This is a genomic window from Xanthomonas sp. SHU 199 (genome assembly GCF_000364665.1).
GTDB classification, from domain to species: Bacteria; Pseudomonadota; Gammaproteobacteria; order Xanthomonadales; family Xanthomonadaceae; genus Xanthomonas_A; species Xanthomonas_A sontii.
In genome coordinates this window covers 1-5,792 of the sequence record NZ_AQOI01000021.1, presented here as the reverse complement: position 1 = coordinate 5,792, position 5,792 = coordinate 1, and the positions used below count along the sequence as shown (strand labels likewise).

At 66.7% G+C, this 5,792-nt stretch carries 6 protein-coding genes and 4 tRNA genes; all 10 read right to left on the bottom strand.

Features of this window, described 5'->3' with window-relative positions; genetic code table 11:
* Positions 1-87 precede the first annotated feature (87 nt).
* A tRNA-Thr gene (locus D183_RS0101195) sits at positions 88-163 on the bottom strand.
* Between the two features lie 30 nt (positions 164-193).
* A tRNA-Gly gene (locus D183_RS0101190) sits at positions 194-267 on the bottom strand.
* A 32-nt stretch (positions 268-299) separates the two neighbouring features.
* A tRNA-Tyr gene (locus D183_RS0101185) sits at positions 300-385 on the bottom strand.
* A 159-nt stretch (positions 386-544) separates the two neighbouring features.
* On the bottom strand, positions 545-1,636 hold the full coding sequence (gene ychF, locus D183_RS0101180; RefSeq protein ID WP_010341267.1) for a redox-regulated ATPase YchF: 1,092 nt from the start codon (positions 1,634-1,636) through the stop codon (positions 545-547).
* 79 nt (positions 1,637-1,715) lie between these two features.
* Complete coding sequence (gene pth / locus D183_RS0101175; RefSeq protein WP_017907367.1) at positions 1,716-2,297, bottom strand: aminoacyl-tRNA hydrolase; 582 nt, start codon at positions 2,295-2,297, stop codon at positions 1,716-1,718.
* Between the two features lie 54 nt (positions 2,298-2,351).
* Entirely contained in the window at positions 2,352-2,999 is a 648-nt protein-coding gene (locus tag D183_RS0101170) for a 50S ribosomal protein L25/general stress protein Ctc (RefSeq protein ID WP_017907366.1), read from the bottom strand.
* A gap of 168 nt (positions 3,000-3,167) precedes the next feature.
* Positions 3,168-4,127, bottom strand: coding sequence for a ribose-phosphate diphosphokinase (locus D183_RS0101165; RefSeq protein WP_017907365.1), 960 nt, complete (start codon positions 4,125-4,127; stop codon positions 3,168-3,170).
* Between the two features lie 135 nt (positions 4,128-4,262).
* Positions 4,263-4,339, bottom strand: a tRNA-Gln gene (locus tag D183_RS0101160).
* 13 nt (positions 4,340-4,352) lie between these two features.
* Entirely contained in the window at positions 4,353-5,216 is an 864-nt protein-coding gene (gene ispE, locus D183_RS0101155) for a 4-(cytidine 5'-diphospho)-2-C-methyl-D-erythritol kinase (protein ID WP_017907364.1), read from the bottom strand.
* Positions 5,213-5,792: lipoprotein insertase outer membrane protein LolB (gene lolB / locus D183_RS0101150; RefSeq protein WP_017907363.1), on the bottom strand; the 580-nt coding region annotated here is incomplete at its 5' end. The genes ispE and lolB, both read right to left, overlap by 4 nt.

Below are 5,792 nucleotides of genomic sequence, written 5' to 3'. Positions count from 1 at the left end.
GTTGACGTGCGGCTTGGTGCGCTCGAACTTACCCTTGGCCATGGCTGCTTCTTCTCGGTGATCGTAGAAAGATTTGACGACTGAATATGGTGCTCACGAAAGGAATCGAACCTTCGACCTCCTCCTTACCAAGGAGGTGCTCTACCGACTGAGCTACGTGAGCGTTGTTCTATTGTGACACAAGCGCGTTCAATGGAGCGGGAGACGGGAATCGAACCCGCACCATCAGCTTGGAAGGCTGAGGTTCTACCGTTGAACTACTCCCGCTACGGGATGCCGCACTGCCACAACAAAATAACTGGTGGAGGGAGGTGGATTCGAACCACCGAAGGCGTAAGCCAGCAGATTTACAGTCTGCCCCCGTTGGCCGCTTGGGTATCCCTCCAACTTACCCACTCGAACCCGGCTGCGAAGCCGAAATCAGAGAGGGGTGAAACAGCCCGCTATTCTTCCCTGACATCCCCGCCTTGTCAACAGTATTTTGACGCGATGTCGCAGGAAATCGTCGTTGCCCGCGCGCGCCCGGCCAGGACACGCGCACGCATCAGACGTTGAAGCGGAAATGCAGGATATCGCCTTCCTGCACGCGGTACTCCTTGCCCTCCAGACGCAGGCGCCCGGCTTCCTTGGCGCCGGCCTCGCCCTTGTACTTGATGAAGTCGTCGTAGGCGATGGTTTCGGCGCGGATGAAGCCCTTCTCGAAGTCGGTGTGGATCACCGCCGCGGCCTGCGGTGCGGTCGACCCGGCCTTGACCGTCCAGGCGCGCACTTCCTTCACGCCAGCGGTGAAGTAGGTCTGCAGCCCCAGCAGGGTGTAGCCGGCGCGGATCACCCGGTTCAGGCCCGGCTCGCTCAGGCCCAGATCGGCCAGGAACGCATCGCGGTCGGCGTCGTCCAGCTGCGACAGCTCTTCCTCGATCGCCGCCGACACCGGGACCACCTCGGCGCCCTCGGCGGCAGCATGCGCGCGCACCGCGTCCAGGTGCGGATTGTTCTCGAAGCCGTCTTCCAGCACGTTGGCGATGTACATCACCGGCTTGAGGGTGAGCAGGAACAGGTCGCGCACCAGCGCCTTCTCTTCCTCGTCCAGCCCGGCGTTGCGCCCGGCCTTGCCCTCGGCCAGCGCGGCCTGCAGCTTGGCCAGCACCGGCTTGCGCGCCGCCGCGTCCTTGTCGCCACCCTTGGCCGAACGCTCGGCGCGGTTGAGCGCCTTCTCGACGCTGTCCAGGTCGGCCAGGGCCAGTTCGGTGTCGATGGTCTCGATATCGGAAACCGGATCGACCTTGTTGTTCACATGGATGATGTCGCCATGCTCGAAGCAGCGCACCACGTGGGTGATCGCATCGACCTCGCGGATGTGCGCCAGGAACTTGTTGCCCAGGCCCTCACCGCTGGCCGCACCGGCGACCAGGCCGGCGATGTCGACGAACTCGACCGCGGTCGGCACGACCTTCTGCGGATTGATGATCGCCGCCAGCGCGTTCAGGCGCGGATCCGGCACCGGCACCACGCCCACGTTCGGCTCGATGGTGCAGAACGGAAAATTGGCCGCAGCGATGCCCGCCTTGGTCAGCGCATTGAACAGGGTCGACTTGCCGACGTTGGGCAGGCCGACGATGCCGCATTTGATGCCCATGTGTGTAATCCGGGAATGGAGAATCGGGAATAGGGAATCGGAAAGCATAGCCGCCTTTCCATTCCCCATTCCCCATTCCCTATTTCCCCTGCGTATGCAACCGCTTCATCGCCTCGTTGAAATCGCCCTGCACAGCCAGCGGCAGCACGTCGATGGCGTCGTCGATGGCGCGATCGATGAGCACCTGGTCGTCCTTGCCGGCGCGCCCCAGCACCCACGGCACCACCTTGTCCTTGTGGCCGGGATGGCCGATGCCGATGCGCAGGCGGTGGAAGCCGGCGTGCCCGAGCAGGCGGATGGTATCGCGCAGTCCGTTCTGGCCGCCGTGGCCGCCGTCGAACTTGAGCCGCGCCGTGCCTGGCGCCAGGTCCAACTCGTCGTGCGCCAGCAGCGCCTGCGCCGGTTCGATCTTCCAGAAGCGCAAGGCGGCCGTCACCGACTTGCCGCTGAGGTTCATGAAGGTGGCCGGCTTCAGCAGCCACACCGACTGCCCCGCGACCTCGACCTTGGCGGTCTCGCCGAACAGCTTGGCGTCCACGCTCCAGCGCGCGCCGGCCCGCTCGGCCAACGCGTCGACAAAACGAAACCCGGCGTTGTGCCGGGTATTCGCGTGTTCGGCGCCGGGGTTGCCCAGGCCGACGATCAGACGCAGACCAGTCATGCGCAATGCATCGCCGCGGCGTCCGGACCGATGGCCCGGACGCCGCGCAGGCGATTACTTGCCGTCCTTCTTGGCCGGCTCGGCGGCGGCCGCCGCGTCGGTGGCTTCCGGCTCTTCCTCGACACGGCCGTGCTTGGCGATGACCACCGCCACGTCGTGCTCCTTGCCCAGCTTCAGTTCCGGCAGCTCGACGCCGGCCGGCAGCTTCAGGTCCGACAGGTGGATCACGTCGCCGACCGACAGCGCGGCCAGGTCGACTTCGACGAACTCCGGCAGGTCCTTCGGCAGGCACACGACCTGGATTTCGTTCAGCTCGTGGGTGACGACCACTTCGGCCGACTTGCCGGCCGGGGACACGTCCTCGTTGATGAAGTGCAGCGGCACCGAGGCATGCAGGGCCTCGTTGTCGTTCACGCGCTGGAAGTCGATGTGCATGATCAGCTGCTTGAACGGGTGACGCTGCATATCGCGCAGCAGCACCTTCTGCACGTCGCCATTCAGGCTCAGGCTGAGGATGGACGAATAGAACCAGTCGTTCTGGCTGGCCAGCCAGACTTCGTTGTGGTCGAGCTGGATGTTGACCGGCTTCAGATCGCCACCGTAGACGATCGCCGGGATCAGGCCGTCGCGACGGAGGCGGCGGCTCGCACCCTTGCCCTCGACTTCGCGGCGCTGAACCTTGATTTCATGCGTGGTTGCCATTTGCGTTTACTACCTTGGTTGAATGAACCGCCTCGCGGCGGTTTTGATGACTCTTCCGCGACCAGAAGAGTCTGTGAAGCCGGGAGTGGGGAACCGGGAATGGGGAATCGCAACAGCGCAATGCCGCGCTTCGCCCATTCCCTATTCCCGATTCCCCATTCCCAGCCTTTAATCCACGTACAACGAGCTCACCGACTCGCCGAAGGCGATGCGGCGGATGGTTTCGGCCAGCAGCTCGGCGACGCTGAGCTGGCGGATCTTGCCGCAGGCGCGGGCGGCCTCCGACAGCGGAATCGTGTCGGTGACCACCAGTTCGTCCAGCTGCGAATTGCTGATGTTGCTCACCGCCGGGCCGGACAGCACGGCGTGCGTGCAGTACGCGGCGACCTTCAGGGCGCCCCGCTCCTTCAGCGCGGCCGCGGCGGCGCACAGGGTGCCGGCGGTGTCGACGATGTCGTCGACCAGCACGCAGGTCTTGCCCTCGACGTCGCCGATGATGTTCATCACCGTGGACACGTTGGCGCGCGGACGGCGCTTGTCGATGATCGCCAGGTCCGCATCGTCCAGGCGCTTGGCCACCGCACGGGCACGGACCACGCCACCCACGTCCGGCGAGACCACGATCAGGTTGTCGGTGCCGTAGGCGCGCCAGATGTCGGCCAGCAGCAGCGGCGAGGCGTAGACGTTGTCGACCGGGATGTCGAAGAAACCCTGGATCTGGTCGGCGTGCAGGTCGACGGTCAGCACGCGGTCGGCGTTGACCGCGCTGAACATCTTCGCCGCGACCTTGGCGGTGATCGGCACGCGCGAGGAGCGCATGCGCCGGTCCTGCCGCGAGTAGCCGAAGTACGGCACCACCGCGGTGACGCTGGCGGCGCTGGCGCGCTTGAGCGCGTCGATGATCACCAGCAGCTCCATCAGGTTCTCTGCGCTGGGCGCGCAGGTCGGCTGGATCACGAACACTTCCTGCCGGCGGACGTTCTCCTCGATCTCCACCTGCACTTCGCCATCGGAGAAGCTGGAGACCATCGCCTTGCCGGGGCGCACGCCCAGCTCGCGGCAGATGCTTTTGGCCAGGGGCTTGTTGGCGTTGCCGGAGAACACCAGCAGGTTGCGTTGGTCTTGCATGAGGGGTCTCTCGGGTGGCTGCAAAGAGCGTGTGGCGACGATAACGATGTGAATCGGGAAGCCAGGAGGAGCGATGCTTCTACCTGTTGAACCCCCGCACATGGATGTGCGGGCTTTTGCGAGGGACTCGCATAATGGCAGGGGCGGTAGGATTCGAACCTACGAATGCCAGGATCAAAACCTGGTGCCTTGGGCCTCTTGGCGACGCCCCTGCGTAAACCTGTGTCAAGCCTCCAGCGCGTCGAGCAGCGGCGAACGCGGAACACCACCTGCCACCCAGGCGCGCATCCCGTCCGGCAAGTCCGCCAGCGCGCGCACGGCGGCAGCGCGATCGGCGAACTCGACGAAACAACCGCTCCCCGACCCGGTCAGGCGTGGCGTACCGATCCGGGCCAGCGCCTGGAACGTGGCCTGGACGGCCGGTTCGCGGCGAAGCAGGACCGGCTCGAACGCATTGCCGAGCAGGAAACCTGAAACGAAGTCCGCTATTTTCGCGGGCGCAGCATCCCGCGTCAAATCCGGGGACTGGAACAGGGCCGCGGTGGGCACGTGCACCCCCGGATCGGCCAGGACATACCAGGCCGGCGGCAGCGCCAGCGCGGTCAATCGCTCACCCACGCCCTCGGCCCAGGCGTCGCGCCCGCGCACGAACACCGGCACGTCCGCGCCCAGCGACAGGCCGAGGCCAGCCAGGGCGTCCTCGTCCAGCCCGGCGCCCCACAGGGCATTAAGCGCCACCAGCGCGGTCGCCGCATCGGACGAACCGCCACCGAAGCCGCCACCGGCCGGAATGCGTTTTTCGACGCGGATATCCACTCCTTGGGCGATATTTGCCGATTTTTGCAGCAGGCGCGCGGCACGCACCAGCAGATCGTCGGCCTCGGCGACGCCGGCCACGGACGGACCGATCCGCGCCACCACCCCGTCCGCACGCGGCCGCAGGTGCACCGTATCGCCCCAGTCCAGCAGGCGGAACACGGTCTGCAACTGGTGGTAGCCGTCCGGCCGGCGGCCGGTGATCTGCAGGAACAGGTTCAGCTTCGCCGGGGCCGGCCAGGACGACCAGCCCCCGTCGGTGCCCCCGCTCATGGCGCAGGCACGGTCCAGGCGTCGACCAGCAGGCGCACCTTGGCGTCGCCGTTGCGCGCCTCGATGCGCCGCGGCAGCGCCGGACGGCCGTCGCTGGGCGGATACCAGTCCTGGAATTCGATGTCCCAACCCATCTGCCGCAGCGTATGCGGCCGGCCCTGCGCGTCGTAGTCGACCCGCTCCGGCGCCTGCGCGTCGGTCGCCACCAACCCGCGCACCCAGTCCGGCAGCAGGTTGACCGGGATCTCCCAGCCGGTCGCCTCCAGCAGCAGCTGTTCGGCGTTCTCGCCGTCGCGCGGACCGCCCTCCAGCCCCTCCAGGCGGCCGGCCTCGGAGTGGCTGTCGCCGGTCAGGCGCCAGCTCTGCCGGGTCACCGGCGCGCTGAGTTGCACCTCGTACTGGCGCTGCCGCTGGGTCCAGTCGATGCGGCCGCTGCCGCCGTTGCGCCCCTTGGTGATCGCCACCCGCCCCTGGAACGACCAGTCCGGATGCGCCCGCAGCCATTGCGCGCGCGCGGCCTCGGCCTGCTGCGCAGCGGCGTCGGGGGCGGCGACGGCGACCGGCGACGGGGTGCGA

Coding starts and splice junctions, on each gene's coding strand:
- ychF (WP_010341267.1), bottom strand. CDS start 1,636: ATGGGCATCAAATGCGGCATCGTCGGCCTGCCCAACGTCGGCAAGTCG.
- pth (WP_017907367.1), bottom strand. CDS start 2,297: ATGACTGGTCTGCGTCTGATCGTCGGCCTGGGCAACCCCGGCGCCGAA.
- D183_RS0101170 (WP_017907366.1), bottom strand. CDS start 2,999: ATGGCAACCACGCATGAAATCAAGGTTCAGCGCCGCGAAGTCGAGGGC.
- D183_RS0101165 (WP_017907365.1), bottom strand. CDS start 4,127: ATGCAAGACCAACGCAACCTGCTGGTGTTCTCCGGCAACGCCAACAAG.
- ispE (WP_017907364.1), bottom strand. CDS start 5,216: ATGAGCGGGGGCACCGACGGGGGCTGGTCGTCCTGGCCGGCCCCGGCG.